Source organism: Serratia sp. root2 (assembly GCF_031931805.1).
GTDB lineage: Bacteria > Pseudomonadota > Gammaproteobacteria > Enterobacterales > Enterobacteriaceae > Serratia > Serratia inhibens.
This window is the reverse complement of the sequence record NZ_JAUJXB010000009.1, coordinates 21,990-48,187: the sequence shown is the minus strand read 5'-3', so window position 1 is coordinate 48,187 and position 26,198 is coordinate 21,990. Positions and strand designations below refer to the sequence as shown.

At 56.7% G+C, this 26,198-nt stretch carries 25 protein-coding genes; 10 read left to right on the top strand and 15 right to left on the bottom strand.

All coding sequences use genetic code 11. The features are described from left to right. Positions 1 to 9 precede the first annotated feature (9 nt). From cpxP to QZQ97_RS23580, 4 genes are all read left to right on the top strand, one after another. Positions 10 to 504, top strand: coding sequence for a cell-envelope stress modulator CpxP (cpxP, locus tag QZQ97_RS23595; RefSeq protein WP_311995406.1), 495 nt, complete (start codon positions 10 to 12; stop codon positions 502 to 504). 116 nt (positions 505 to 620) lie between these two features. Then, on the top strand, positions 621 to 1,523 hold the full coding sequence (gene fieF, locus QZQ97_RS23590; RefSeq protein WP_311995405.1) for a CDF family cation-efflux transporter FieF: 903 nt from the start codon (positions 621 to 623) through the stop codon (positions 1,521 to 1,523). 231 nt (positions 1,524 to 1,754) lie between these two features. Continuing rightward, positions 1,755 to 2,717, top strand: a complete 963-nt coding sequence (pfkA, locus tag QZQ97_RS23585) for a 6-phosphofructokinase (protein ID WP_037425599.1) — start codon at positions 1,755 to 1,757, stop codon at positions 2,715 to 2,717. Between the two features lie 185 nt (positions 2,718 to 2,902). Further along, positions 2,903 to 3,892, top strand: a complete 990-nt coding sequence (locus tag QZQ97_RS23580; RefSeq protein WP_004953224.1) for a sulfate ABC transporter substrate-binding protein — start codon at positions 2,903 to 2,905, stop codon at positions 3,890 to 3,892. A 64-nt stretch (positions 3,893 to 3,956) separates the two neighbouring features. On the opposite strand, the gene tpiA is transcribed toward QZQ97_RS23580, so the two are convergent. Further along, positions 3,957 to 4,724 carry a triose-phosphate isomerase gene (gene tpiA / locus QZQ97_RS23575; protein ID WP_004953219.1) on the bottom strand — a complete coding sequence of 256 codons (768 nt, stop codon included), beginning with the start codon at positions 4,722 to 4,724 and terminating at the stop codon, positions 3,957 to 3,959. 127 nt (positions 4,725 to 4,851) lie between these two features. Further along, positions 4,852 to 5,442 (bottom strand): DUF1454 family protein, encoded by a 591-nt coding sequence (locus QZQ97_RS23570; protein ID WP_311995404.1) that lies wholly within the window; start codon positions 5,440 to 5,442, stop codon positions 4,852 to 4,854. Between the two features lie 200 nt (positions 5,443 to 5,642). On the opposite strand from QZQ97_RS23570, the gene QZQ97_RS23565 reads away from it, so the two are divergent. Continuing rightward, entirely contained in the window at positions 5,643 to 6,068 is a 426-nt protein-coding gene (locus QZQ97_RS23565) for a DUF805 domain-containing protein (RefSeq protein ID WP_311995403.1), read from the top strand. Between the two features lie 10 nt (positions 6,069 to 6,078). Here the strand turns inward: QZQ97_RS23565 and fpr are convergent, their stop codons facing one another. Together fpr and QZQ97_RS23555 are read right to left on the bottom strand one after the other, a co-directional pair. Further along, on the bottom strand, positions 6,079 to 6,825 hold the full coding sequence (gene fpr / locus QZQ97_RS23560; RefSeq protein ID WP_311995402.1) for a ferredoxin--NADP(+) reductase: 747 nt from the start codon (positions 6,823 to 6,825) through the stop codon (positions 6,079 to 6,081). 3 nt (positions 6,826 to 6,828) lie between these two features. Beyond that, positions 6,829 to 7,452 (bottom strand): helix-turn-helix transcriptional regulator, encoded by a 624-nt coding sequence (locus QZQ97_RS23555; protein ID WP_311995401.1) that lies wholly within the window; start codon positions 7,450 to 7,452, stop codon positions 6,829 to 6,831. Positions 7,453 to 7,748: 296 nt separating this feature from the next. Here QZQ97_RS23555 and emrD point away from each other — a divergent pair, with 296 nt between their 5' ends. Beyond that, complete coding sequence (emrD, locus tag QZQ97_RS23550) at positions 7,749 to 8,933, top strand: multidrug efflux MFS transporter EmrD (protein WP_311995400.1); 1,185 nt, start codon at positions 7,749 to 7,751, stop codon at positions 8,931 to 8,933. Positions 8,934 to 8,965: 32 nt separating this feature from the next. Here emrD and glpX read toward each other — a convergent pair whose 3' ends face one another. The 3 genes from glpX to QZQ97_RS23535 all read right to left on the bottom strand — a co-directional run bounded on the left by glpX (position 8,966) and on the right by QZQ97_RS23535 (position 12,505). Then, positions 8,966 to 9,976 carry a class II fructose-bisphosphatase gene (glpX, locus tag QZQ97_RS23545; RefSeq protein ID WP_311995399.1) on the bottom strand — a complete coding sequence of 337 codons (1,011 nt, stop codon included), beginning with the start codon at positions 9,974 to 9,976 and terminating at the stop codon, positions 8,966 to 8,968. Between the two features lie 131 nt (positions 9,977 to 10,107). Beyond that, a complete protein-coding gene (gene glpK, locus QZQ97_RS23540; protein WP_311995398.1) occupies positions 10,108 to 11,616 on the bottom strand; it encodes a glycerol kinase GlpK in 1,509 nt (502 codons plus the stop codon). 43 nt (positions 11,617 to 11,659) lie between these two features. Continuing rightward, positions 11,660 to 12,505, bottom strand: a complete 846-nt coding sequence (locus tag QZQ97_RS23535) for an MIP/aquaporin family protein (RefSeq protein WP_004953195.1) — start codon at positions 12,503 to 12,505, stop codon at positions 11,660 to 11,662. A gap of 538 nt (positions 12,506 to 13,043) precedes the next feature. On the opposite strand from QZQ97_RS23535, the gene zapB reads away from it, so the two are divergent. After that, positions 13,044 to 13,283, top strand: a complete 240-nt coding sequence (gene zapB, locus QZQ97_RS23530; protein ID WP_004953193.1) for a septal ring assembly protein ZapB — start codon at positions 13,044 to 13,046, stop codon at positions 13,281 to 13,283. A 57-nt stretch (positions 13,284 to 13,340) separates the two neighbouring features. On the opposite strand, the gene rraA is transcribed toward zapB, so the two are convergent. The 7 genes from rraA to priA all read right to left on the bottom strand — a co-directional run bounded on the left by rraA (position 13,341) and on the right by priA (position 21,459). Then, positions 13,341 to 13,826 (bottom strand): ribonuclease E activity regulator RraA, encoded by a 486-nt coding sequence (gene rraA / locus QZQ97_RS23525; RefSeq protein WP_126486031.1) that lies wholly within the window; start codon positions 13,824 to 13,826, stop codon positions 13,341 to 13,343. 75 nt (positions 13,827 to 13,901) lie between these two features. Continuing rightward, entirely contained in the window at positions 13,902 to 14,819 is a 918-nt protein-coding gene (locus QZQ97_RS23520) for a 1,4-dihydroxy-2-naphthoate polyprenyltransferase (protein ID WP_311995397.1), read from the bottom strand. 93 nt (positions 14,820 to 14,912) lie between these two features. Then, positions 14,913 to 16,247 (bottom strand): HslU--HslV peptidase ATPase subunit, encoded by a 1,335-nt coding sequence (gene hslU, locus QZQ97_RS23515; RefSeq protein WP_004953188.1) that lies wholly within the window; start codon positions 16,245 to 16,247, stop codon positions 14,913 to 14,915. Positions 16,248 to 16,259: 12 nt separating this feature from the next. After that, positions 16,260 to 16,790: an ATP-dependent protease subunit HslV gene (gene hslV / locus QZQ97_RS23510; protein ID WP_004953184.1), complete on the bottom strand. Its 531-nt coding sequence runs from the start codon at positions 16,788 to 16,790 to the stop codon at positions 16,260 to 16,262. 102 nt (positions 16,791 to 16,892) lie between these two features. After that, a complete protein-coding gene (gene ftsN, locus QZQ97_RS23505) occupies positions 16,893 to 17,879 on the bottom strand; it encodes a cell division protein FtsN (protein ID WP_311995396.1) in 987 nt (328 codons plus the stop codon). 65 nt (positions 17,880 to 17,944) lie between these two features. Continuing rightward, positions 17,945 to 18,973 carry a DNA-binding transcriptional regulator CytR gene (gene cytR / locus QZQ97_RS23500; RefSeq protein WP_006317754.1) on the bottom strand — a complete coding sequence of 343 codons (1,029 nt, stop codon included), beginning with the start codon at positions 18,971 to 18,973 and terminating at the stop codon, positions 17,945 to 17,947. A 290-nt stretch (positions 18,974 to 19,263) separates the two neighbouring features. After that, positions 19,264 to 21,459, bottom strand: a complete 2,196-nt coding sequence (priA, locus tag QZQ97_RS23495) for a primosomal protein N' (RefSeq protein WP_311995395.1) — start codon at positions 21,457 to 21,459, stop codon at positions 19,264 to 19,266. Positions 21,460 to 21,660: 201 nt separating this feature from the next. Here priA and rpmE point away from each other — a divergent pair, with 201 nt between their 5' ends. After that, the gene (gene rpmE / locus QZQ97_RS23490) at positions 21,661 to 21,876 is read left to right on the top strand and encodes a 50S ribosomal protein L31 (protein ID WP_004953176.1); all 216 of its coding nucleotides are present in this window, start codon (positions 21,661 to 21,663) and stop codon (positions 21,874 to 21,876) included. Between the two features lie 78 nt (positions 21,877 to 21,954). Here rpmE and metJ read toward each other — a convergent pair whose 3' ends face one another. Continuing rightward, on the bottom strand, positions 21,955 to 22,272 hold the full coding sequence (metJ, locus tag QZQ97_RS23485) for a met regulon transcriptional regulator MetJ (protein WP_006317756.1): 318 nt from the start codon (positions 22,270 to 22,272) through the stop codon (positions 21,955 to 21,957). Between the two features lie 317 nt (positions 22,273 to 22,589). On the opposite strand from metJ, the gene metB reads away from it, so the two are divergent. After that, positions 22,590 to 23,750, top strand: a complete 1,161-nt coding sequence (metB, locus tag QZQ97_RS23480) for a cystathionine gamma-synthase (protein ID WP_311995394.1) — start codon at positions 22,590 to 22,592, stop codon at positions 23,748 to 23,750. A gap of 2 nt (positions 23,751 to 23,752) precedes the next feature. After that, positions 23,753 to 26,188: a bifunctional aspartate kinase/homoserine dehydrogenase II gene (locus tag QZQ97_RS23475; RefSeq protein ID WP_311995393.1), complete on the top strand. Its 2,436-nt coding sequence runs from the start codon at positions 23,753 to 23,755 to the stop codon at positions 26,186 to 26,188. Positions 26,189 to 26,198: the final 10 nt, after the last annotated feature.

Sequence of the window (26,198 nt, the reverse complement as noted above, 5' to 3'; positions counted from 1 at the left end):
GGAGTTAAAATGCGTAAGGTGACCGCATTAGTTATGGCATCAATGCTGGCAATAGGTTCTACCGCTGCGTTCGCTGCCGAGACTACATCGGAAACTGCACCGACTCCCGGAAATGATGCGATAACCAGAGCCCCTGGCCAGCACCACATGTTTGACGGTGTCAGCCTGACTGAGCAGCAGCGCCAGCAAATGCGCGATTTAATGCGCCAGGCGCGCCACGATCTGCCTGGTGTCAATGTAGCTGAAATGGAAGCCATGCATAAACTGGTGACCGCAGACAAATTTGATGAAGCCGCCGTATATAGCCAGGCGGAAAAGATGGCTCAGCAACAGGTTAGGCGCCAGGTCGAAATGGCCCGGGTCCGCAATCAAATGTATAACCTGCTGACACCACAGCAAAAAAATGTTTTAGACCAGAAGCATCAGCAGCGCATGCAGCAGATGGAGCAACAAATTTCTGGTTTGCAGCAAACTTCTGCCCAGAAGTTGAGTATGACTGAGTAATCCCCTGTTTTTCCTTGCCATAGACACCATCCCTGTCTTCCCCGCCATGATGGCGGGGCTTTTTTTGCCTGTCATTCCGTTATACTGGCCCTCTCACGTTTTACCCAGGGTAGGTTATGGAACCGCAATATGCGCGTCTGGTGAAGTCTGCCGCGTTAGCTGCCACCGTGTTGGCCTCCACGCTGTTACTGATTAAGATTGTCGCCTGGTACCGCACTGGTTCGGTGAGCCTGCTGGCTGCGCTGGTGGATTCCCTGGTGGACATTGCCGCATCGCTGACTAACCTGCTGGTGGTGCGCTACTCGCTGCAACCGGCCGATGAGGAACACACTTTCGGGCACGGCAAGGCGGAATCGCTGGCTGCGTTGGCGCAAAGCATGTTTATTTCCGGCTCGGCGCTTTTTCTGTTTCTGACCGGTTTTCAGCATCTGTATTCGCCGGAAACCTTGCGCGATCCCGGCATCGGTATTGCCGTGACGATCGTTGCGCTGTTCAGCACCCTGATCCTGGTCACATATCAGCGTTGGGTGGTAAGAAAAACTCGCAGTCAGGCAGTACGCGCAGATATGCTTCATTATCAGTCAGATGTCATGATGAATGGTGCTATTCTTATTGCGCTTGGGCTAAGCTGGTACGGTTTTCAGCGTGCAGATGCGCTGTTTGCATTGGGGATTGGCGTCTACATTCTCTATAGCGCGCTGCGGATGGGCTATGAAGCGGTACAATCGCTGCTGGACAGGGCACTGCCGGATGACGAGCGTCAGGCGATTATCGACGTAATTTCTTCCTGGCCGGGGGTGAAAGGCGCACACGATCTGCGTACCCGCCAGTCCGGCCCGACACGTTTTATCCAGTTGCACCTGGAGATGGACGATGCGCTGCCGCTGATGCAGGCGCATATTCTGGCCGAGCAGGTGGAGCAGGCGCTGCTGCATCGTTTTCCGGGGGCGGATGTCCTCATTCACCAGGACCCTTGTTCCGTGGTGCCAACGGGCCGGCAGGGGCGTTGGGAGCTATAATTAATGCAGAGCGGTCAGGATAAGTACGGCGGGCGAATAACGAGTTAGCTCAGCGTGCCATGTCGCTTTTTTACCGTAATATTGCGTGACTTGAATCAATTCAGCTGGGTGTTTTTGTTATAATATCCAGCAATAAAGCCGTAACGCTGGTTTTCTGCAGCCGGAGAGGTTCCAAGGCAATCGGCGAATACAGAATTCTTAAGAAATTGCATCTACAGTTCAGAGGTAGTCATGATCAAGAAAATCGGTGTACTGACGAGTGGCGGTGATTCGCCGGGTATGAATGCTGCGATCCGTGGTGTTGTGCGTGCCGCACTTTCGGAAGGTCTGGAAGTTTTTGGTATTTACGATGGCTACCTCGGTTTGTACGAAGATCGCATGGAACAGTTGGACCGCTATAGCGTGTCCGATATGATCAACCGCGGCGGTACCTTTCTCGGTTCAGCGCGTTTCCCGGAGTTCAGAGACGACAGCGTACGCGCCAAGGCGATTGAAAACCTGCAAAACCGCGGTATCGATGCGCTGGTAGTGATTGGGGGCGACGGTTCCTATATGGGCGCCAAGCGCCTGACGGAAGAAGGTTTCCCTTGTATCGGCCTGCCGGGTACCATCGATAATGACGTGGCCGGTACCGACTACACCATCGGCTTTTTCACCGCGCTTGAAACTGTGGTCGAAGCGATTGACCGCCTGCGCGATACATCATCCTCACATCAGCGTATTTCCATCGTTGAAGTGATGGGGCGTTATTGCGGCGATCTGACGCTGGCGGCGGCCATCGCCGGCGGCTGTGAATTTATCGTATTGCCTGAAACCGAATTCAACCGCGAAGACCTGGTCTGTGAAATCAAGGCCGGTATCGCCAAAGGCAAAAAACACGCGATTGTGGCGATCACCGAGCACATCTGCGATATCGATGAACTGGCGCGTCATATCGAACAAGAAACCAAGCGCGAAACCCGTGCTACCGTGCTGGGACATATTCAGCGCGGCGGTTCGCCGGTGGCTTATGACCGTATTCTGGCTTCCCGCATGGGCGCTTACGCCATCGAACTGCTGTTGCAGGGCTACGGTGGCCGTTGCGTCGGTATCCAGAACGAGAAGATGGTGCATCACGACATCATCGATGCGATCGAAAACATGAAGCGTCCGTTTAAGGGCGACTGGCTGGATACGGCGAAAAAACTGTACTGATCTCATTTCAGTCCGGCAGTAACGAGCCTCCGCATGCGGGGGCTTTTTTTTGCTTGTTGTGGTTATATTCCAGAATCGTCTAGCCCAAAATTTTTTATTCTTTAATTGGCGAGAGAGTTTCTGGCAGGCTCTGACGTTAAATCAACCGATTGAGGTTGCGCTTAATTTTCTGGGAGAGCCTGTCGATGCGTAAATGGGGTGTAGGTCTGACAATAATGCTGCTGGCGTCCGGCGCCATGGCGAAAGATATCCAACTGCTGAACGTTTCGTACGACCCGACGCGTGAGTTCTATCAGGAATACAACACCGCATTCGGTAAGTACTGGCAGCAGCAAACCGGCGATAAAGTGACTGTGCGTCAGTCGCATGGCGGTTCCGGCAAGCAGGCCACCTCGGTGATTAACGGTATTGAGGCCGACGTGGTCACACTGGCGCTGGCCTATGATGTGGATGCCATCGCCGAGCGTGGGCGCATCGACAAAGACTGGATCAAACGTCTGCCGGACAACTCCGCGCCTTATACCTCGACCATTGTGTTCCTGGTGCGCAAAGGCAACCCAAAACAAATTCACGACTGGGCTGATTTGATTAAACCGGGCGTGTCGGTGATTACACCGAACCCGAAAACCTCCGGCGGCGCTCGCTGGAACTATCTGGCTGCCTGGGGCTATGCGCTGCACCATAACAATAACGATAAAGCCAAGGCGCAGGAGTTCGTGAAAAACCTGTATAAAAACGTTGAAGTGCTGGATTCCGGTGCGCGTGGCTCAACCAATACTTTCGTCGAACGCGGTATCGGCGATGTGCTGATCGCCTGGGAAAACGAAGCGTTGCTAGCGGAAAAAGAGCTGGGTAAAGACAAGTTTGAGATTATCACTCCGAGCGAATCGATCTTGGCTGAACCAACCGTGTCAGTGGTGGATAAAGTGGTCGATAAGCGCGGGACCCGCGATGTGGCTACGGCTTACCTGAAGTACCTGTATACGCCGGAAGGGCAGACCATCGCGGCGAAAAACTACTATCGCCCGCGTGATGCGGCAGTGGCGGCCAAGTTTGCCGACCAGTTCCCGAAACTGAAACTGTTTACCGTGGATGATACCTTCGGCGGCTGGACCGAAGCGCAGAAGGTGCACTTTGCTACCGGCGGCGTGTTCGATGAGATCAGCAAACGCTGATCTCCGTACGCAGCAATAAAAAACCCCGGTATGCCGGGGTTTTTTATTTATGAGCCGAATGAAATCAGGCTTTTTTAGCGGCTGCAGCGGCTTTGACGATCACGGCGAAAGCGTCAGCTTTCAGCGATGCGCCGCCAACCAGCGCGCCGTCGATGTCCGGCTGGGTGAACAGCTCGGCAGCATTTTTATCGTTCACGGAGCCGCCGTACTGGATGATCACTTCCGCTGCGACTGCAGCATCCTGCTTGGCGATGTGATCGCGGATAAATTTGTGTACTGCCTGTGCCTGCGCAGGGGTAGCGGACTTGCCGGTACCGATGGCCCACACGGGTTCATAAGCGATAACGGTGCCTTTGAACGCTTCAGCACCCTGAGTTTTCAGCACGGCGTCGATCTGGCGTGCGCAAACTTCCTCGGTTTTACCCGCTTCGTTCTCTGCATCGGTTTCACCGATACACAGCACCGGGATCAGACCGGCCGCTTTCAGCACGGCAAATTTTTCGGCGATCGCCGCGTCGGTTTCTTTGTGGTAAGTGCGGCGTTCGGAGTGGCCGATAATGATGTATTGCGCGCCCACATCTTTCAGCATGTCAGCGGAAACTTCGCCGGTGAATGCACCGGACAGGTTCACGTCTACGTTTTGAGCGCCCAGAGCAATGCGGCTGCCGGCCAGAGCGTGCTTGGCCTGATCCAGGTACATTACCGGCGGTGCGATAGCGACGCCGCAACCGTCAACGCTGCTCAGTTCATTACGCAGAGCGGCAATGAGTTCGTTAACCATGTGAGTGCTGCCGTTAAGCTTCCAGTTACCCATAACCAATGGATGACGCATGTTTTTTCCTCCAACAAGGGAACGCGAGAGTCGAAATAACCACTGCCGGCTCGGCAGTTTACCTGGCCAACAGTATAGAGATGATTAAGCGCGAAGGCTTTGCTTTTCGTCATTAAATGCCGTGCTGTTAAGGCTCGGATAACGCCAGCTTAACCGGTTCAACCGCGAAAGTTATCCCTTTATCGCCGTTGTCCGATACCACGTAGCGGATCGCGCCGACCTGCTGTTGGTAGAAGCGTGAGCCTTTGCCCTTTTCCAGCAGGCTGGTCACTTTTGCCAGGCTTTGTTCCACCGTCAGCACAGGTTCAAATTGACGCATCAGCGCAGCCATGTAGTTGACGGCAACGCTGCGGGCAGTTTTCTCTTCGTTGCTTTGCTGCAGCGGCAGGTGAGTGATCTGCAGCGTTTTGATTTTACCGGTGCCTTTTTCCAGCGCGGTGGAGGCATAGAGGTTTTCATTCAGCTTGCTGGCGGCGCGCGTCAGCAGTGGCGAGTCATCTTCTGCGGTTGCGATGGCGCGAAATTCGCCGATCGGCAGCGTTGGATTATCGCGGTTGTATTTTTCGCGGAATTTTACCACCGTCAGATCAAACGTCGGCGCACCGGCCAGCAGATACGGTGCGGTGGGCGACGCACTGGCGGCGGCATCCGGCGGATCGGCCCAGGCGTTGCTGATACTTAGCAACAGGCAGGCGAAGGCGGTGGTTTTTCTCAGCATGGCATACATGGCATCAAGAACAAAGATGACTCCGATTAAAGCGATAACCAAGGGGGATTGTCAAAGATCCCGCGCCATTATCGCTTACTGACGGGAAAGCTGTGCGTTACTCCGCGTAATGCAGGGCGTAAATCTCTGCCCAGCGGGGCCTATGTTACACTGCGCGACAGAATATGGGCAGGCAAAGAGCACAGGAATCGATGACGTTACAACAGTGGTGTTTTTCTTTTAAGGGCCGCATCGGGCGGCGTGACTTCTGGATCTGGATGGGGGCCTGGCTGGTATTGATGGCCGTAGCCTTTACTTTGGCGAACTACCAACTGGTGGCTATCCAGTCGATCGCATTCTTCATTGTTGCGTTGCTGTGGCCAACGGCGGCGGTGCTGATCAAACGCCTGCACGATCGCAACAAGGCCGGCTGGTGGGCGCTGTTGTTGATTCTGGCGTGGATGCTGGCCGCGGGCAATTGGCAGATGCTGGCACCCATCTGGCAGTGGGGCGTCGGGCGCTTTATCCCGACGCTGATTATCGTAATGATGATGATTGATCTCGGCGCCTTTGTCGGCACCCCAGGGAACAACCGTTTCGGCCCGGAAGCTGAGCCGGTCAGGTTCCGCAGTAAATGATCCTGTGGGGTTACCAGTAGTGCTCGCTAGTCATATGGCCCGGCTTGCGGCGCAGGTGTTTGCGCATCTGCCGCTGATCCTTCAACGTCTGCTGGGTATCTCGCACCATCTGCGGGTTACCGCACAACATGACGTGACAGGTTTCGGCATCAAGGGGCAACCCCACCGCCGCTTCCAGCCGGCCGTCTTCGATCAGCGCAGGCACGCGCCCGGTCAGTGAACCCGCGGCGTCTTCACGGCTGACGACGGTCTGAATGCGCAGTTTACCGTTATAGCGCTGCTGCAATTGCTGCATCAGCGGCAGGTAGCTGAGATCGCGCGCAAAGCGGGCTGCATGCACCAGCACCAAATTTTTGAAGCGCTCCAGGTCTTTGCCTTCCTGCAGGATGGACAGGTAAGGGCCGATGGCGGTGCCGGTCGCCAACATCCACAAGGTGTCGCATTCCGGCACTTCTTCCAGCACGAAAAAACCGGCGGCCTCTTTGGTCACCATCACTTCCGAGCCCGGCCGCAGCTGATTGAGCCGCGGGCTCAGTTTGCCTTCCGGCACGGTAACCAGGTAAAACTCCAGATTCGGATCGCTGGGTGCGTTGACGTAGGAATAGGCACGTTGCACGCGCTCACCGTCAACTTCCAGCGCCAGTTTGGCAAATTGCCCGGCGGTAAAGGTATCAATAGGGGCATCGACGGTAATGCTGAACAGCCCGTCGGTCCATTGCTCTACCTGCGTAACCTTGCCAGTAACCCAGTCAGCCATACTCTAAAGCTCCAATGGTCGAATCAAATAAGCGCAATGTCGTGAGCCGGAAATGGCATGCGCAGCGCGTTCTATCCGGTAGCCGTGGCCAAACAGGCGGTGAAACAGGCGCAGTTCCGAATTGCACAGGCTGCTGCAGGCGGTGGCCGCCACGCCGATCGGGCAGTGGTTTTCCACCAGCAGCATGCCCTGCGGATGTTCGAACAGCTCGGCCATGTAACCATCGTGCTGCCGCAGGCGCACCAGCCGGGCGAGTCTGCCCTGATGGCTGGTTTCTTCCGACAGCTCTTCGGCATAGCGCTGATAAAGCTTTTCTTCACGTTCGCTAATCAGCTGTTCCACTCCGTCGTCGCCAAACAGCGGATGGGCGGACTCCAACAATGCCGTGGCAAGCGTATCGTGGCAATCGGCGAACTCGGCGTGGCCCTGATGGGTCAGCGACCAGTAACGCGTGGGGCGGCCCACTTTGGTACGCGCCTCTTCGTAGCAAACCAGCTCACGTTTTCCCAGGGATTGCAGATGCTGACGGATACCCATTGGGGTGATGTCCAGACGCTCAGCCAGCATTTTGGCGGAATGCGGCCCCAAGGTTTTCAACTGCAACAAAATCAGCTCTGGTGTTTTCATGAACCAAATCCCTATGGTGTTATTTTATTTCAATATGATGAAAATAATTATCGATTAAATGCTAAAGCCAAATTACGGCGAGTTCGCCATTTTTACCCCTTAAGCGTTATACGTACAGTTTAATTTACGAGGCTGGTTGCCTTTGCTGCCAGTGTGACCGGGATCAATATCTGTCTGAAACTCGCTAAAAAAATCAGATTTGTTAGCTTATGCCGCCATAGAGGGCTGCTCGCCGTTCTGGCTCAATCCGGAGCCATACCGAGACGCTGTGACGAGTTAATACATTAACGAAGATAATGAGAAAAATAGACAACTTTCACCTGCTGGTGATGCTTACCCTGTTGGTGGCCGTCGGTCAGATGGCGCAAACCATTTATGTTCCCGTCATTGCTGACATTGCCCGAGATTTGTCGGTGCGCACCGGTGCGGTGCAGCGCGTGATGGCGGCATATCTGATGACCTACGGTTTTTCACAGCTGATTTACGGGCCGCTGTCGGACCGCATTGGCCGCCGCCCGGTGATCCTCGCCGGGATGATGATTTTCCTGATTGGCGCTTTGGGCGCGCTATTGTCCAATAGCCTGACGATGCTGGTCGCCGCCAGCGCCATTCAGGGCATGGGCACTGGCGTGGCGGGGGTGATGGCGCGAACCATGCCGCGAGATCTGTATGCCGGGACCTCATTGCGCTATGCCAACAGCCTGCTCAATATGGGCATCCTGGTGAGCCCGCTGTTGGCACCGATCATCGGTGGAGCGTTGGCGATGATATTTGGCTGGCGTGCTTGTTACGCCTTCCTGTTGGCGCTTTGCGCCGGCGTTGCCTTCGCCATGTTCCGCTGGTTGCCGGAAACCCGGCCGCAACAGACAGAAAAACGGCGCATGCTGGCGAGTTTCGGCAAGCTGCTGGCAGACGGCACTTTCAGCTGTTATCTGGTGATGCTGATCGGTGCACTGGCGGGGATCGCGGTGTTTGAGGCCAGTTGCGGCGTGCTGATGGGCGGCGTGTTGGGCCTGAGCGGGCTGACCGTCAGTATCCTGTTTATCCTGCCGATCCCTGCGGCGTTTTTCGGTGCCTGGTACGCCGGCCGTGACGGAAAAACCTTCCACAGCCTGATGTGGCATTCGGTCATCAGCTGTCTGCTGGCAGGCCTGATGATGTGGATCCCGGGTTGGTTTGGCGTGATGAACATCTGGACGCTGATCGTGCCGGCGGCGCTGTTCTTTTTCGGCGCCGGGATGTTGTTCCCGCTGGCTACCACCGGTGCGATGGAGCCTTTCCCCTATCTGGCGGGCGCAGCGGGCGCCTTGGTGGGCGGTATGCAAAATATGGGATCGGGTTTGGCGACCTGGCTCTCCGCCATGCTGCCGCAGACCGGGCAGTTCAGCCTCGGCCTGCTGATGTTTGCGATGGCGCTGCTGATTTTGCTGTGCTGGTGGCCGTTGTCAAATCGTCTCCAACATCAGGGACATACCGCATAAAATCAACAGGGCGCCAATGGCGCCCTGTTTAATTACAGCAGGAACTCGTGCAACGCCGGATCTTTACGGTCCAGATAATGGGTTGAGCGAATGCGCCGGATAGTGCGGGACTTGCCGCGGATCAGCAAGGTTTCCGTGGTGGCCATATTGCCCTGGCGGCTAATGCCTTCCAGCAGGTCGCCCTTGGTGATGCCGGTGGCGGAGAAAATGACGTTGTCGTTGCGCGCCATTTGGTCCAATACCAACACCTTACCGGCCTCAATCCCCATCTCTTTGCACCGCGCCAGTTCTTCTTCGCCGATGCGGCGGTTCTCGGCGCTGTCGCCTTTCACCTGATGGCGCGGCAGCAGTCGCGCCTGCATATCCCCGTCAAGCGCACGGATCACCGCAGCGGAAATCACCCCTTCCGGCGCGCCGCCGACGCCGTACATCACGTCGACTTCACTTTCCGGCATGCAGGTGAGGATGGAGGCGGCTACGTCGCCGTCCGGGATGGCGAACACCCGCACGCCGAGCTGCTGCATCTGCGCAATCACGCCGTCATGACGCGGTTTGGCCAGTATTATCACCGTCAACTGAGTCAGCGGTTTGCCCAGGCGCGTCGCGACGTTCTTCAGGTTCTCCGCCAGCGGCAGGTTGAGATCGATAGCGCCGCGCGCCGCCGGGCCGACCACCAGCTTTTCCATATACATGTCCGGGGCGTGCAGGAAGGTGCCGCGATCGCCCACCGCCAGCACCGCCAGCGCGTTCGGTTGACCCATGGCGGTCATGCGGGTGCCTTCGATCGGATCGACTGCGATATCCACCGCATCGCCCTGACCGCTGCCGACCTGCTCGCCGATATACAGCATCGGCGCTTCGTCTATTTCACCTTCGCCGATCACGATGCGGCCATCGATATCCACTTTATTGAGCATGATGCGCATGGCATGGACCGCGGCGCCGTCGGCGGCGTTCTTGTCGCCGCGCCCCAGCCATTTGTAGCCCGCCAGCGCGGCGGCTTCGGTAACGCGGGAAAATTCGATGGCTAATTCACGTTTCATGGCAAAACCTGTCTGTGCGAAAGGGAAGAAAATATCGGCAAAGTTTATCACAGCACGGCGGCGGCGGACGGGGCAAAAAAAAGCGCCGCCCGGGGGGCAGCGCGAGATTCGGTCAACAAAGCAAAAGGGTGTTAGTCGTGATCTTCCCATGCCTGGGCGCGGGCAACCGCTTTTTTCCAGCCGCTGTAACGGAAGTTACGCTCGGTGGTTTCAATGCTAGGGCGGAACTCACGCTCGATAACGGCTTTGCTCTTCACCTCGTCCAGATCGTTCCAGTAGCCAATGGCCAGGCCCGCCAGGAAAGCTGCGCCCAGTGCCGTCGATTCGCGTACTTCAGGACGCTCTACGCGAGTGCCGAGGATGTCGGACTGGAACTGCATCAGGAAGTTGTTGGCAACTGCGCCACCATCCACACGCAGCGATTGCAGGCGGGTGTTGGAGTCAGCCTGCATGGCATCCAGCACGTCGCGGGTCTGGTAGGCAATGGATTCCAGCGTGGCGCGGATAATGTGGTTACTGTTCGCGCCGCGGGTCAGGCCGAAGATGGCGCCACGGGCATACGGGTCCCAGTAAGGGGCGCCCAGACCGGTGAAGGCCGGTACTACGTAGACGCCGTTGCTGTCCTTCACCTTGGTGGCGAAGTATTCGGAGTCGGCCGCATCGCTGATCAGTTTCAGCTCATCGCGCAGCCACTGGATAGAGGCGCCGCCGATAAATACCGCGCCCTCAAGCGCATAGTTCACTTCACCGCGCGGGCCGCAGGCGATGGTGGTCAGCAGGCCGTGGCTGGAGCGCACCGCTTCTTTGCCGGTATTCATCAGCAGGAAGCAACCGGTGCCGTAGGTATTTTTCGCCATGCCCGGTTGAACGCACAGTTGGCCGTACAGTGCCGCTTGCTGGTCACCGGCGATACCGGCGATAGGAATACGCGTGCCGCCTTTACCGCCGATATTGGTCTGGCCGTACACCTCAGAGGATGGGCGGACTTTCGGCAGCATGATGCGCGGAATATCCAGCGCTTCCAGCATGCGATCGTCCCAGTCCAGCTCATGGATGTTAAACATCATGGTGCGCGAGGCGTTGGTGTAATCGGTCACATGCACCCGCCCCTGGGTCATTTTCCACACCAGCCAGGTATCGACGGTGCCGAACAGCAGCTCGCCGCGCTTGGCACGTTCGCGGGCACCTTCAACGTTATCGAGGATCCATTTCACCTTGGTGCCGGAGAAGTACGGGTCAACCACCAGGCCGGTGTTGTGACGAATATACTCTTCCAGACCGTCGCGCTTGAGCTTTTCGCAGATGTCGGCGGTGCGGCGGCACTGCCAGACGATGGCGTTGTAAATCGGCTTGCCGGTCTCTTTTTCCCAGACGATGGTGGTTTCACGCTGGTTGGTGATGCCGATGCCGGCAATCTGATCGGAGTTGATGTCGGCTTTTGCCAGCACTTCTACCAGCGTGGAGCTTTGCGATGACCAGATCTCCATCGGATCGTGCTCAACCCAGCCGGCTTTCGGGTAAATCTGCGTGAACTCGCGCTGAGATACCGCAACAATGTTGGCATCGTGATCGAGCACTACGGCGCGTGAACTGGTGGTTCCCTGGTCGAGAGCGACAATGTATTTTTTTTCTACTGTCATGATCTTAATCCTGCTGTTGTTAACCGTTTTAAAACTGTGTCAATCACGCTTTGCGTTGCTGGGCCTTGGTAGCGGGTTCTTCTTCCTCTACGCAGACGTCGCACGGCAGATGGCGGCCAATCAGTGCGCGGTAGCCGAAGGCACCCAGGCCGGCACCGAGGATTGGGCCAAAGATTGGCACCAGGAAGTACGGGATGTCACGCGCGCCGGTGAAGGCCACTTTGCCCCAGCCTGCCAGATAGGCGAACAGTTTCGGGCCGAAATCACGCGCCGGGTTCAATGCAAAGCCGGTCAATGGTCCCATGGAGGCGCCGATAACGGCAATCAGAATACCGATCAACAGTGGTGCCAGTGGACCACGAGGAATGCCGTTACCGTCGTCGGTCAGCGCCAGAATCAGGCACATCAGAATCGCGGTAATCACCGTTTCCACCAGGAAAGCCTGGCCGACGGAGATGTGCGCGTTGGGATAGGTGGAGAAGATACCGGCCAGAGCGAGGCTCTCGTCGCTGCCGCGCACCATGTGGTTGGCCGCTTCGAAATCGAAGAACAGGTTGTAATACAACCCGTAGACCAGGGCTGCTGCGCAGAAGGCTCCGGCGATCTGCGCGACAATGTAAGGAAGTACTTTGCGTCCGTCAAAGCAGGCGAACAACCACAGCGCGATAGTGACGGCCGGGTTAAGGTGCGCACCGGAGATGGCAGCGGTCAGATAGATGGCCATGGCAACGCCCAGGCCCCAAATGATACTGATTTCCCACTGACCGAAACTGGCGCCTGCCAGCTTCAGCGCGGCAACGCAGCCTACGCCAAAAAAGATCAACAAACCGGTGCCGAGGAACTCGGCAATACACTGGCCTTTTAGGGTCGGACTGGTGGTTTGGCTCATAATGTTGTTGTCCTGCAAAACGGCGGTTATAGGTTTATAGGCTCACTGGGCTAATCTACCCGGCCTATGGGTACAGTTTTTTTCATCTCGTCCAATTATCAATTGAGGACGTGATGTAAATTTATCGTTAACGAACATAAACGAGAAATAGCGAAATCAAAATGTGTGTGCTTCGTCATAAAATTGAGCGAATTCGCGTCGTCTGGTGTTCTTTCTGCGCCATGAAAGTGTGATCTGACCAGTGGTTTGCCCACCAATTGTTAACAAACCACTTTTTGTCCGGCGAGCATTTTCAGTTTTTGCTGATGGTGAGGGCAGGAAAATTGCAACAGACTGCGCGATGAGCCGGTATGTTGCTAGACAGTCGGGGACAGGCTACTTACAATCGTTTTTATCGAAAGAAACGTTTTATCGAGACAGGCGCGTTTTTTCAATAAAAGCGCGTGTCACTTGGCGCGATGCATATTCGCAGCAGTTGCAACCGAGTTGCGGCCGCTAGCTATAGATGTACGCCTTGCTATCATGAGGGGACTGAAGAATGTCATTTGAAGTATTTGAGAAATTGGAAGCAAAAGTTCAGCAGGCGATCGATACCATCACCCTGCTGCAGATGGAAATTGAAGAGCTGAAAGACAAAAACAACACGCTGTCTCACGAAGTTCAGGCTGCCTCAGGCAACCACGAATCCTTGGTGCGTGAAAACCAGCAGCTGAAAGAAGAGCAGCACGTATGGCAAGATCGCCTGCGCGCGCTGTTGGGCAAAATGGAAGAAGTCTGATTCCCGGATGTCAGGATCGAAAAGGGCGCCTCAGGCGCCCTTTTTCATATCTGCAGGTTACTCGATATCGAGCGGGTCCTCAGACAGAATGATCCCGGTATTGTCGGCATACAGATGATCGCCGGAGAAGAAGGTGACACCACCGAAGTTAACGCGGATATCGCTTTCGCCGACGCCTTCACTGATGGCGCCCGCCGGAATGGCCGCCATCGCCTGAATGCCGATGTCCAGCTCTTCCAGATCGTCAACCTGGCGCACCGCCCCGTAAACCACGATGCCTTCCCATTCGTTCTGGGTTGCCAGACGCGCCAGCTCTGCGTTGATCAATGCGCGACGCACCGAGCCGCCACCGTCGATCAGCAGGACGCGGCCACGGCCGTTCTCGTCGAGCAGATCGAATAACAGGCCGTTATCCTCAAAGCATTTCACCGTAGTGATTTGCCCGCCAAATGAAGTACGCCCGCCAAAATTGGAGAATAGAGGTTCAACAACGTTCACCTCTTCATGATAGATGTCGCAAAGTTCGGAAGTATCGTATTTCATAGGATTTTACGTCTGTTTGCCGCTGGAATAACCAGTATATCCCTTTATTCGCCCTGTTGGCAAAATCATCAGTTTTTAACTGAGTGCCACGCCAATGGCGAACAGTACGTTGGCCAGCAGCGCCGCCTTGACCATATGCTCCAGCATCGGTCGCATGCCGGCCGGGGTCGGATCGCGCAGTACGCGCAGACCATGACGCACCAACAACGGGATGGCCAGCACAAACAGCCAGCCCCAAAGGCTATGCAGATTAAGCAACGTGAACAGAGCAAAGCACACCACCGCGCCGATCAGCAGCAGTGCGTGGTAATAGCGTGCCTTCTGCGGCCCAAGCCGTACCACCAGGGTATTTTTGCCGTTGGCACGGTCGCTTTCGATATCACGCAAGTTATTGATATTGAGTACTGCGGTTGCCAGCAGGCCACAGGCGGTGGCCGGCAACATCACGATGCTGTCGAAAGCGTGGGTTTGCAGATAGTAGGTGCCCGCCACGCTCAGCCAGCCAAAGAACACCAGCACCGAAATATCGCCCAATCCCAGATAACCGTAGGGTTTATTGCCTACGGTATAGGTAATGGCGGCGACGATAGAAAGCCCGCCCAGCACCAGGAAACCTACAACATCGCTGGGCTGCTCACAGCCGACAGCGATCAGCGAACAACCCGCGATAGCAATCAACACCACCGTTACGACCAGCGCGCGTTTCATCTGCGCCTGGGTGATCATGCCTTTCTGCATGCCGCGCAACGGCCCAATACGATCTTCCTTGTCGCTGCCTTTTACCGCATCGCCATAGTCGTTCGCCAGATTGGAGAGAATTTGCAGCAAGCCGGCCGTCAGCAGTGCCAGCAGCGCTACGCCGGGTTTCAGGCTGTCATGCCAGGCGGCAATGGCGGAACCGACGACGATCGAGGCAAAGGCCAGCGGCAGGGTGCGTGGTCGTAAACTTTCAAGCCAGGCTCTGGCCGGGGAGATGGAGGTTGATGAGCTCATTTTTCGCTTCAGAGTAAGTGGCTGTGTCCGTTAGAAATAATTGTGGGAGGCAATGCCTCCCACACAGATGACCGACAGGACATGATTGAGCGATTATAGGATAAAACGACTCAAATCTTCATCCGCTACCAGTTCATCCAGATGATTACGCACGTAATCCGCATCAATTGTAATGGATTGGCCGTTAATTTCACTCGCATCGTAGGAAATATCTTCCATCAGACGCTCAAGCACGGTGTGCAGACGGCGTGCACCAATGTTTTCGGTGCTTTCGTTAACCTGCCACGCAGCTTCGGCGATACGACGGATACCTTCGGCGGTGAACTCGATATTGACGCCTTCGGTGCCCATCAACGCTTTGTACTGCTCGGTCAGCGAGGCGCTTGGCTCGGTCAGGATGCGCTCGAAATCTTCGGTGGTCAGCGCCTGCAACTCAACGCGGATCGGCAGGCGGCCCTGCAGTTCCGGAATCAAATCCGACGGGCTGGCGGTCTGGAACGCGCCGGAGGCGATAAACAGAATGTGATCGGTTTTCACCATGCCGTGTTTGGTGGAAACGGTACAACCTTCCACCAGCGGCAGCAAGTCGCGCTGCACGCCTTCGCGGGACACGTCCGGGCCGGAGCTTTGACCACCGCGCTTACAGATTTTGTCGATCTCGTCGATAAACACGATACCGTGTTGCTCAACCGCTTCGATCGCCTGCTCTTTCAGCTCTTCCGGGTTCACCAGCTTGGCGGCTTCTTCTTCGATCAACAGCTTGAAGGCTTCTTTGATCTTCAGCTTGCGCGGTTTGTGCTTCTGGCCGCCCAGATTCTGGAACATCGACTGCAGCTGATTGGTCATCTCTTCCATGCCCGGAGGCGCCATGATTTCGACGCCCATTGGTGCAGAAGCCAGATCGATTTCAATCTCTTTGTCGTCCAGTTGGCCCTCACGCAATTTCTTGCGGAATGCCTGACGCGCGGCCGACGGCTCTTGATGCTCTTCCGGCTGGCCCCAGTTGTTTTTGGCCGGTGGGATCAGTACGTCGAGAATGCGTTCTTCCGCCATTTCTTCTGCGCGGGTACGGTTTTTCTCGATCGATTGCAAGCGCACCATTTTGATCGCGGCATCGGTCAGATCGCGGATGATGGAATCCACTTCTTTGCCGACATAGCCCACTTCGGTGAACTTGGTGGCTTCTACCTTAATGAACGGCGCGTTGGCCAGCTTCGCCAGACGACGGGCGATTTCAGTTTTACCGACGCCGGTCGGGCCGATCATCAGAATATTTTTTGGCGTGACTTCATGACGCAGCATCTCGTCGAGCTGCATCCGGCGCCAGCGGTTACGCAGGGCGATCGCAACGGCACGTTTGGCCTTGTTCTGGCCGATAATGTAGCTGTCCAGCTCGCTGACGATCTCGCGCGGGGTCATTTCAGACATAGTATTCGATCCTTACGCTTTGGAAGGCAATTCTTCGATGGTGTGGAAATGGTTGGTGTAAATACAGATGTCACCGGCGATGTTGAGAGATTTATCAACGATTTCGCGGGCGCTCAGCTCGGTATTTTCCAACATCGCACGAGCGGCTGCCTGGGCGTATGGCCCGCCGGAACCGATCGCAATCAAATCATTTTCAGGCTGGATCACGTCACCGTTGCCGGTGATGATCAGCGAAGAGTGTTCATCTGCCACGGCCAGCAGCGCTTCAAGCTTGCGCAGCATGCGGTCGGTACGCCAGTCTTTAGCCAACTCAACGGCCGCTTTGACCAAATGGCCCTGGTGCATTTCCAACTTGCGCTCGAACAGCTCAAACAGCGTGAAGGCATCCGCGGTGCCACCGGCGAAACCGGCAATCACTTTGTCGTTATACAGGCGACGCACTTTTTTGACGTTGCCCTTCATTACCGTATTGCCCAAGGTGGCCTGGCCATCGCCACCGATCACTACCTGGCCGTTGCGGCGTACGCTTACAATTGTTGTCACGAGCAGACCCTCGTTGAAGACGGAAAGAAGCCCTCGCAGCGTCTGCTTGCACAGACACTGCGAGGCATATTGAGAGTATAGATGGGGGGGGATTGACGCTTTTCAACCCCCAACGGAGAGGGGAATGCAACTTGACATGCCAACGCCCTTCAGGCGCGATAGGGTTTTGTCCGCCGTCGCACGGCTGCTGTATGGGCCGAGCACCACGCGATTCCAGCCGCCACCGGCGGTGATGCGGCTTTCTATACCTTCAAACGCCAGGCGCGCACGGACGGATTCAGCCTGATCGGTGGCGCGGAACGAACCGCATTGCACCATCCACTTCTGTTTCTGCTCAGGTTTGGTTTCCTGCTTGGCCGTTTCCTGCTTCACTTCCGGCTTGGTTTCCGGTTTTACCTCAGGTTTTGGCTGCGGTTTAGGCTCAGGCTGCTTAACCTGGACCGGCGGCTGCGTGACCGGTTTCGGCGTGACTGGTTTCGGGGTAGCCGGCTTCGGCTGGGCCGCAGGCTGGTGCTGTTGCACCGGCGCCGTGGCTGCACCGTTGTTGAACGGATTACGCGGCTGGGTAACCTGCGGTTGCTGCACCTGCTGCTGAACCTGCTGCTGTATCGGTTGTTGTTGCATCTGCTGTTGACGGCCGTTGCCGCGCGCTGCAGCTTGAGAAGGGTCGTTATACGGCACTTCATTCAGCTGCGTTGGGCGCTGTTGCATATCTGCCTGCATCTGTTCCAGCAGTTGGCGCTGTTCAGCGGTCAGTTGAGTCTTGGAATTGACCTCGCCGCCGGCCGTTGGCTCGGTCGGTGTTTGCACGCCAATCTGGCGGTTCTCCAGCTCTTTGATATAGCGCCAGCGCTCTTCCGGCTTCGGCGGCAGGCCATTGCCAGGGCGATTGCTGTGTGCAGGCAACAGCGGCACATCGTCCGGTTTGTTGTGCGTAATGAAATAGAGGCCACCGATAAAGATCACCACCAATGCGACGGCTAACGCCAGCACGGTTTTGGATACTTTCGGAGAACTGCTTTTTTTACGGCTGGGGGTTTTGCGCCGCGCTCCTGTGCGCCCACGGCCTACATAGTCTTTTTGTGCCACTATTATTCCGCTGTGTCCTGATGAGGAGATAAGTCCTGCATGTTACTGAACCCTAAAATATTTGACTAGCGTTTAGGGGCAGCGGTGCTGCCTCTGATAATTAACTCACTGTCCAATAGCCGGGAGCCACTTGGTACTGCCTGTCCGTGCAGTTGTTCCAACAACAGCAGCATCGCTTGCCGGCCGATCTCATAGCGCGGTTGAGCCACCGTGGTTAACGGCGGATCGCAATACTGCGTCAGCTTGATGTCGTCAAAGCCAACGATGGAAAGGTCCTGCGGTATCCGCAGCCCCATTTTTTTCGCCTGCGACAGCACGCCGATCGCCATTACGTCACTGTGGCAGAAGATCGCCGTCGGGGGTTTTGGTTGTGCCATCAGCGCTGTCAGCGCCTGTGCACCGGCTTCGTAAGTGAAATCACCCCGGGTAATATAGCTGCTTTCGACGTTAATGCCATTACGACGTAGCGCCTGAATGTAACCTTGCAGCCGATAATGGCTGAGTGGCATCTGTTCCGGCCCGGCGACACAGGCGATTTGCTTGTGTCCGAGCTGGTGCAAATAATGTACGGCCTCGAAGGCGGCGGTCAGGTTATCGATGTGTACCGTCGGCAGTTCCAGCTCCGGGGCAAACTCGTTGGCCATCACCATCGGCGGCAGATTACGCTGCTCCTCCTTGCTGGCGTCGAAGGGCAGATTGGAGCCGAGCAGCAGCATGCCATCGATTTGCTTGGTGATAATCAGATTGACGAAGGTGCGCTCCTGCTGGTTTTGCTGAGCGCAGTCGCCAATCAGCACCAGATAACCTTGCTGCGCGGCGGTTTGCTCGATCCCCTGGATTACGTCGGCGAAGAACGGATCGCAAATGTCGGGGACGATAACCAGAATGGTACGGGATTCATTACGCTTGATATTGCGCGAGAGGGCATGAGGAGAGTAGCCCACGGCCAAAACGGCCTGCTCCACTTTCTGACGCGTCGGCGTTGACACCTTCTCCGGGTTCATCAGTGCGCGCGACACGGTTGCCGTTGAAACGCCAGCCATCTCGGCAACGTCTTTCATGGTTGCCATGGGTAATTCTTTCTTGTGTTCCAACGCCTTTCTCCTTGCGTTAGCCCCATGCCAACGCGACTACTGCAGTTTGCTCACAAATTCTGGCGTACGGTGGTGTTGTTATCATTTAGCGCCATCCGCATTCGAACATTCTGTCACGGCGCTACTTTTAGGTGACAAAATTGCCTTGGCAGACATTCTAAACAGAATATGTCCCGCTTTTGTTACCTAATTTGCATAAAAAGTGTGACCTGGGAAGGTTTTTTAGCGTTCGCTCGCAATTTCAAGGGTAAACGTTTGCCTTGCCTGAACTGAATCAGACTTTTCCGGGTTCAGCTGTCTATCGGATCGACGTCCAGCGTCCATTTAACCTTACGTGCCTGCGGCAGCGTGCCGATCAGCGGCAAAGAGCTTTTCATCAACTGTTGCAGCACGCGTCGCGAAGGATGTTGCAACAGCAGTTGCCAACGGAAGCGGCCGCCGCGTTTTGACTGCAATGCCGGGACTGGTCCCATGACCCACAAAGCGTCGTCTTTCAGCGGGCTGGCCTCCAGCAGGTTGCGCAGCTGCTGCAAGAACAGCGGCGCCTGTTGGTTATCGTGATCTTCCGAACGCACGATAATATGGCTGGTGTAGGGCGGCAGGAAGACGCTGTTGCGCTCCGCCAGCGTCTGTTTGGCGAAGGCGTCGTAGCCTTGTTGCAGCAGAATTTGCAGCAACGGGTGTTCCGGGTGGTGAGTCTGCAGGAGCACCTCTCCCTGTTTGCCGGCACGGCCGGCACGACCGGAAACCTGGGTATACAGCTGGGCAAAGCGTTCGGCGGAACGAAAATCAGCCGAAAACAGCGCGCCGTCAACGTCCAGCAGGGCGACCAGCGTCACGTCCGGGAAATGGTGACCTTTTGCCAACATCTGGGTGCCGATCAAAATGCGCGAGCCGCCACGGTGAATATCCGCCAGATGCTGCTCAAGCGAGCCTTTGCGGCTGGTGGTGTCTCGGTCAATACGGGTGATCGGCGTTTCCGGGAACAGCGGCGCCAGTTCGTTTTCCAATTGCTCGGTGCCGACGCCGACCGAGACCAGATGCGTTGAACCGCACTGCGGGCACTGGTGCGGCACCGGGCGCTGGCTGTCGCAGTGGTGGCAACGTAGCTGGCGCTGGTTCTGATGAAAGGTGTAGTAATGATCGCAGCGCTGGCATTCTGCAATCCAACCGCACTCGTGGCACAACAACGCCGGCGCGTAGCCGCGGCGGTTAAGGAATAGCATCACCTGATTGCCGGCTTTCAGGTGGTGCTGCATGCTTTTTAGCAGTGGCTGCGACAGGCCGACCTTCAGCGGCAGGCCCTTCAGATCGATCAGGTGCTGCGCCGCCGGTTTGGCGTTGCCCGCGCGCTGGGTGAGCTTGAGTTGACGATATTTACCGAGTTGCACGTTGTGCAGCGTTTCCAGCGCCGGCGTGGCGGAACCCATGACCATCGGGATGTTCTCTTCACGGGCGCGAAACACCGCCAGGTCGCGCGCGTGGTAACGCCAGCCTTCCTGCTGCTTATAGGAACTGTCGTGCTCTTCATCGATAATGATCACGCCCAGGCGTGAGAACGGGGTAAACAGCGCCGAGCGGGTACCGATGACGATCGCCGCCTCGCCGCTACGGGCGCGTAGCCATACCGCCAGCCGTTCGCTGTCGTTGAGGCCGGAGTGCAGCACGTCCACCGGCGCATTGAAGCGTTCGCGAAAGCGGGCGATGGTTTGCGGCGTCAGGCCGATTTCCGGTACCAGCACCAGCGCCTGTTTGCCCATGGCCAGAATGTTTTCCAGCACGCTGAGATAGACTTCGGTCTTGCCGGAGCCGGTGACCCCGGCCAGCAGCCATGCGGCGAACTGATCGTCTTCGCTGCGGATTGCACCCACGGCGGTGGCTTGTTCGGTATTCAGCCGCAGCCGTTCGCCGAGCACTTCAAAGCCCGGCCGCCAGTCCTGCGTCGCCAACGCCTGAGCCCGTAAGTCGATCAGCCCTTTGGCGCGCAATGCCTGCAGGGCGCTCTCGGTCAGTTCAAGCTCGCTGACCTGGTGGCGATACACCGGACGCTGCAGCAGCGCGGCCAGCGCCTGCTGTTGTTTGGGGGCGCGTTTCAGACTTTCCGGCGGCGTGGCGCGGCCTTGTTCAGTGGCGAACCATTGCCATAACGGCGCCGCTTCCGCCGGTTTCCCTTGCCTTAGCAGGATAGGTAACGCGTGGAACAGCACTTCGCCGATCGGGTAATGATAATAGTCGCTGGCCCAGCGAAGAATGCGCCACAGGCTGGGGGAGAACAGGGAGGCGTTGTCGATGATGCTGTCGATGGGCTTAAGCTTATCCAGCGGCAGTTCGCTGGTGTCGCTGCTGCCGGTGACGATGCCGATCGCCCGTTGCTTACCCCAGGGTACACAAACGCGCGCGCCGGCTACCGGTTGCAGGCCTTGCGGCAGCAGATAGTCGAAGGTGCGGGCGAGGGGAACCGGTAAAGCAACGTGTACAACGGGCATGTGGCGGCCATCCAGATGGAAAAAGTGTCGGGTAGTTTACACTGCGGGCCGCAAAATGTACGGATCCAATTGCGCGCTACATTGAATTTCTGTATAATTTGCCGCCTTTGGTATAATCCGATACCAAAATATATTATCAACCACGTGTGGTGTCTGGCGAAACAGGGCTGGATAGCGACACGGCCTTAACTGAGGTTTCCCATGAAACAAGGTATCCACCCAAAATACGAAGAAGTTACTGCTAACTGTTCTTGCGGTAACGTGATCAAAATCCGCTCTACCGTGGGTCACGATCTGAACCTGGACGTTTGTGGTCAATGCCACCCGTTCTACACTGGCAAGCAGCGTGATGTTGCTACCGGTGGCCGCGTTGACCGCTTCAACAAGCGCTTCAGCGTACCAGGCGCTAAGAAATAATATTTCTTATCGTCAGATGAAAAAGGCGCCTTCGGCGCCTTTTTTCGTTTCTGCCGCCTGCTATTGCAGGCCGACTAGTCAGTATTCCCAGGTATCGGGATCCACACCCAACTCACGCATCAGCACTTTTGCGGCTTCCGGGATTTCATCGCTGCGTTCTTTGCGCAGGTCTTCATCGTTCGGCAGCGGCTGGCCGGTAAAAGCATGCAGGAATGCTTCGCACAGCAATTCGCTGTTGGTGGCGTGGCGCAGGTTATTGACCTGGCGACGCGTCCGTTCATCGGTGAGGATTTTCAGGACCTTCAGCGGAATGGATACCGTGATTTTTTTTACTTGCTCGCTTTTTTTACCGTGTTCAGCGTAAGGGCTGACATACTCGCCGTTCCACTCAGCCATGGGACACCTTAAATTTGTCAGAAAAATTACAAAATTCTAAAAACCGGCCAATTATGCCCGATCTTCACTGTTCTCACTAAATAAATGTCAATTTTACGCGACCAGGGTCACTGTATGCTCAGGATCAATAGGTGTCGCCTATGCATTTCGCGTTAACATCGTATCGTCATGTCAAACTGGCATAATTTTAGCGGGTATTATCGCTTTGCTCAATCTATACGCAAAGAAGTTTAGATGTCCAGATGTATTGACGTCCATCTCTGCTGCGATTAATCTTTAGCCCTCATTCATCCGAATCCTGAGAGCCGAGCGACCCTATGACGCGTAAACCAGCCACGATTGCCGTACGTAGCGGCCTGAACGATGACGAACAGTACGGCTGCGTTGTCCCGCCGATCCATCTTTCCAGCACCTATAATTTCACCGATTTCAACCAGCCTCGCGCGCATGACTACTCACGCCGCGGCAACCCTACGCGTGATGTGGTGCAACGTGCGCTGGCCGAACTGGAAGGCGGCGCCGGCGCAGTAATGACCAGCAGCGGCATGTCGGCGATCCATCTGGTGACCACTGTGTTCCTGAAACCCGGCGATCTGCTGGTGGCACCGCACGATTGCTATGGTGGCAGCTATCGTCTTTTCGACAGCCTGAGCACGCGCGGCGCTTACCGAGTGTTGTTTGTCGATCAGAGTAATGAAGAGGCGTTAGCGCAGGCGTTGGCGCAAAAACCAAAACTGGTGCTGATTGAAAGCCCAAGCAACCCGCTGCTGCGCGTGGTGGACATAGCGGCGATTTGCGAGGCGGCACACGCGGCAGGCGCGCTGACGGTGGTGGATAACACCTTCCTCAGCCCGGCGCTGCAGCAGCCGATTGGGTTGGGCGCCGATCTGGTGGTTCACTCCTGCACCAAATATCTCAACGGCCATTCCGATGTGGTGGCCGGCGCGGTGATCGCCAAAGACAAAGATCTGGCGGTAGAACTGGCATGGTGGGCCAATAATATCGGCGTCACCGGCGGCGCGTTCGACAGCTATTTACTGCTGCGCGGCATGCGTACCCTGTCGCCACGCATCAAGGCGGCGCAACAAAACGCCGAAGCGATTGTCAGTTATTTACAGCAGCAACCCTTGGTGAAAAAGCTGTATCATCCTTCTCTGCCACAGAACCCAGGGCACGAGATTGCACGCCGCCAGCAACGCGGCTTTGGCGCAATGCTCAGTTTTGAACTGGATGGTGATGAGGCGCTTCTTCGCCGTTTCCTCTCTGCCCTTGAGCTATTTACTCTGGCAGAATCCCTGGGGGGCGTAGAAAGCCTGATTTCGCATGCAGCGACCATGACCCATGCCGGTATGGCAGCGGAGGCACGTGCGGCGGCCGGTATCTCCGAGAGCCTGCTGCGTATTTCCGTGGGTATTGAAGACAGTGAAGATTTGATTGCCGATCTGGAACGTGCTTTCCAGGCGGCGGCAACGAGGTAAGCATGAATGCAATTGCGGTAGCAGGGCCGGTGAGTGGGCGTCAACTGCACAAGTTTGGCGGCAGCAGCCTGGCGGACGTGAAGTGTTATCTGCGGGTGGCCGGGATCATGGCCGAATACAGCCAGCCGGGCGATATGATGGTGGTGTCGGCTGCCGGCAGCACCACTAACCAACTGATTAGCTGGCTGAAGCTCAGCCAGAGCGATCGCCTTTCTGCGCATCAGGTTCAACAGGCGCTGCGCCGTTATCACAGCGAACTGATCGGCGGTTTATTGCCGCCGGAAACCGCCGAACCGCTGATCGCCGAATTTATTCAGGATCTGGAGCGTCTGGCGGTACTGCTGGATGACAAGATTGACGACGTGACCTATGCCGAGGTTGTCGGACACGGCGAAATCTGGTCGGCGCGGCTGATGGCAGCGGTGCTGAACAAGCTGGATATGCAGGCGGCCTGGCTGGATGCGCGCGATTTCCTGCGTACGGAACGCTCTGCCCAGCCGCAGGTTGATGAAGGCCGCTCTTACCCGCTGCTGCAACAGTTGCTGGCTCAGCACCCAGGCAAACGCTTGGTGGTGACCGGCTTTATTTCACGCAACGACGCCGGTGAAACCGTGCTGTTGGGGCGTAACGGCAGTGACTATTCCGCTACCCAGGTCGGCGCTTTGGCCGGTGTGGAGCGAGTGACCATCTGGAGCGACGTGGCCGGGGTGTACAGTGCCGACCCACGTAAAGTGAAAGATGCCTGTCTGCTGCCGCTGCTGCGGTTGGACGAGGCCAGCGAACTGGCGCGTCTGGCGGCACCGGTGCTGCATACCCGCACCTTGCAGCCGGTTTCCGGCAGCGATATCGATCTGCAACTGCGATGCAGCTACCAGCCGGAACAGGGATCTACGCGCATCGAGCGTGTGCTGGCTTCCGGTACTGGCGCCAAGATTGTCACCAGCCATGATGACGTGTGCCTGATTGAGCTGAGCGTCGCCAGCCAGCATGACTTCAAGCTGGCGCAGAAAGAGCTGGATTTGGTGCTGAAGCGCGCGCAGATCAAACCGCTGGCCGTGGGTATTCATCCGGACCGCAATCTGGTTCAGCTGTGCTACACCTCGGAAGTGGTGAACAGCGTGCTGCGTACTCTGCAGGACGCGGGGTTACCGGGTGAGTTGAAACAGCGCGACGGGCTGGCGTTGGTGGCGCTGGTGGGTGCGGGGGTTTGCAAAAATCCGTTGCACAGCCATCGTTTCTATCAACAGTTGAAAGACCAGCCGGTTGAGTTTATCTGGCAGGCAGAAGACGGTATCAGCCTGGTGGCGGTGCTGCGTCAGGGGCCGACCGCCTTGCTGATTCAGGGTTTGCATCAGTCATTGTTCCGTGCTGAAAAACGCATTGGCCTGGTGCTGTTCGGCAAAGGCAATATTGGCGCACGCTGGCTGGAACTGTTTGCCCGCGAGCAGAAAAATATTTCCGCCCGCAGCGGTTTTGAATTCACTCTGGCCGGGGTGGTGGACAGCCGTCGCAGCCTGCTGAATTACGACGGGCTGGACGCCAGCCGCGCGCTGGCATTCTTCGAGGACGAGGCGCAGGAACTGGACGAAGAGTCTCTGTTCCTGTGGATGCGTGCGCACCCGTTCGATGATCTGGTAGTGCTTGACGTTACCGCCAGTGAAAATCTGGCCGAGCAGTATCTGGACTTTGCCAGCTACGGCTTCCATGTGATTAGCGCCAACAAGTTGGCGGGTGCATCGTGCAGTGATAACTACCGCCAAATCCGCGATGCCTTCGCCAAAACCGGCCGCCACTGGTTATATAACGCGACCGTTGGCGCGGGCCTTCCCGTCAACCATACGGTGCGTGACTTGCGCGACAGCGGCGACAGCATTTTGGCGATCAGCGGTATTTTCTCCGGTACGCTTTCCTGGCTGTTCCTCCAGTTCGACGGCACGGTGCCGTTCACCGAACTGGTGGATCAGGCCTGGCAGCAGGGGCTGACAGAACCGGATCCGCGGGTTGATCTCTCCGGCCAGGACGTAATGCGCAAGCTGGTCATTCTGGCGCGCGAAGCAGGCTATGACATTGAACCGAATCAGGTGCGGGTGGAATCGCTGGTGCCTGCCGGCGCCGAGCAGGGTTCTATCGATCAGTTCTTCGAGAACGGCGATGCGCTGAACCAACAGATGCTGCAGCGCTTTGAGGCTGCCAGCGAAATGGGACTGGTGCTGCGGCACGTGGCGCGCTTCGATGCCAACGGCAAGGCGCGTGTCGGGGTTGAGGCGGTGCGGCCTGAACATCCGCTGGCAGCACTGTTGCCGTGCGACAACGTGTTTGCTATCGAAAGCCGCTGGTACCGTGATAACCCCCTGGTGATCCGCGGGCCGGGTGCCGGCCGCGATGTCACCGCCGGGGCGATCCAGTCAGACCTTAACCGTTTGGCGCAACTGCTTTAATTTTCTTGCG

Bases quoted from the DNA above. Each gene is read 5' to 3' on its own strand.
- cpxP (WP_311995406.1), top strand. From the start codon at position 10: ATGCGTAAGGTGACCGCATTAGTTATGGCATCAATGCTGGCAATAGGT.
- fieF (WP_311995405.1), top strand. From the start codon at position 621: ATGGAACCGCAATATGCGCGTCTGGTGAAGTCTGCCGCGTTAGCTGCC.
- pfkA (WP_037425599.1), top strand. From the start codon at position 1,755: ATGATCAAGAAAATCGGTGTACTGACGAGTGGCGGTGATTCGCCGGGT.
- QZQ97_RS23580 (WP_004953224.1), top strand. From the start codon at position 2,903: ATGCGTAAATGGGGTGTAGGTCTGACAATAATGCTGCTGGCGTCCGGC.
- tpiA (WP_004953219.1), bottom strand. From the start codon at position 4,724: ATGCGTCATCCATTGGTTATGGGTAACTGGAAGCTTAACGGCAGCACT.
- QZQ97_RS23570 (WP_311995404.1), bottom strand. From the start codon at position 5,442: ATGCTGAGAAAAACCACCGCCTTCGCCTGCCTGTTGCTAAGTATCAGC.
- QZQ97_RS23565 (WP_311995403.1), top strand. From the start codon at position 5,643: ATGACGTTACAACAGTGGTGTTTTTCTTTTAAGGGCCGCATCGGGCGG.
- fpr (WP_311995402.1), bottom strand. From the start codon at position 6,825: ATGGCTGACTGGGTTACTGGCAAGGTTACGCAGGTAGAGCAATGGACC.
- QZQ97_RS23555 (WP_311995401.1), bottom strand. From the start codon at position 7,452: ATGAAAACACCAGAGCTGATTTTGTTGCAGTTGAAAACCTTGGGGCCG.
- emrD (WP_311995400.1), top strand. From the start codon at position 7,749: ATGAGAAAAATAGACAACTTTCACCTGCTGGTGATGCTTACCCTGTTG.
- glpX (WP_311995399.1), bottom strand. From the start codon at position 9,976: ATGAAACGTGAATTAGCCATCGAATTTTCCCGCGTTACCGAAGCCGCC.
- glpK (WP_311995398.1), bottom strand. From the start codon at position 11,616: ATGACAGTAGAAAAAAAATACATTGTCGCTCTCGACCAGGGAACCACC.
- QZQ97_RS23535 (WP_004953195.1), bottom strand. From the start codon at position 12,505: ATGAGCCAAACCACCAGTCCGACCCTAAAAGGCCAGTGTATTGCCGAG.
- zapB (WP_004953193.1), top strand. From the start codon at position 13,044: ATGTCATTTGAAGTATTTGAGAAATTGGAAGCAAAAGTTCAGCAGGCG.
- rraA (WP_126486031.1), bottom strand. From the start codon at position 13,826: ATGAAATACGATACTTCCGAACTTTGCGACATCTATCATGAAGAGGTG.
- QZQ97_RS23520 (WP_311995397.1), bottom strand. From the start codon at position 14,819: ATGAGCTCATCAACCTCCATCTCCCCGGCCAGAGCCTGGCTTGAAAGT.
- hslU (WP_004953188.1), bottom strand. From the start codon at position 16,247: ATGTCTGAAATGACCCCGCGCGAGATCGTCAGCGAGCTGGACAGCTAC.
- priA (WP_311995395.1), bottom strand. From the start codon at position 21,459: ATGCCCGTTGTACACGTTGCTTTACCGGTTCCCCTCGCCCGCACCTTC.
- rpmE (WP_004953176.1), top strand. From the start codon at position 21,661: ATGAAACAAGGTATCCACCCAAAATACGAAGAAGTTACTGCTAACTGT.
- metJ (WP_006317756.1), bottom strand. From the start codon at position 22,272: ATGGCTGAGTGGAACGGCGAGTATGTCAGCCCTTACGCTGAACACGGT.
- metB (WP_311995394.1), top strand. From the start codon at position 22,590: ATGACGCGTAAACCAGCCACGATTGCCGTACGTAGCGGCCTGAACGAT.
- QZQ97_RS23475 (WP_311995393.1), top strand. From the start codon at position 23,753: ATGAATGCAATTGCGGTAGCAGGGCCGGTGAGTGGGCGTCAACTGCAC.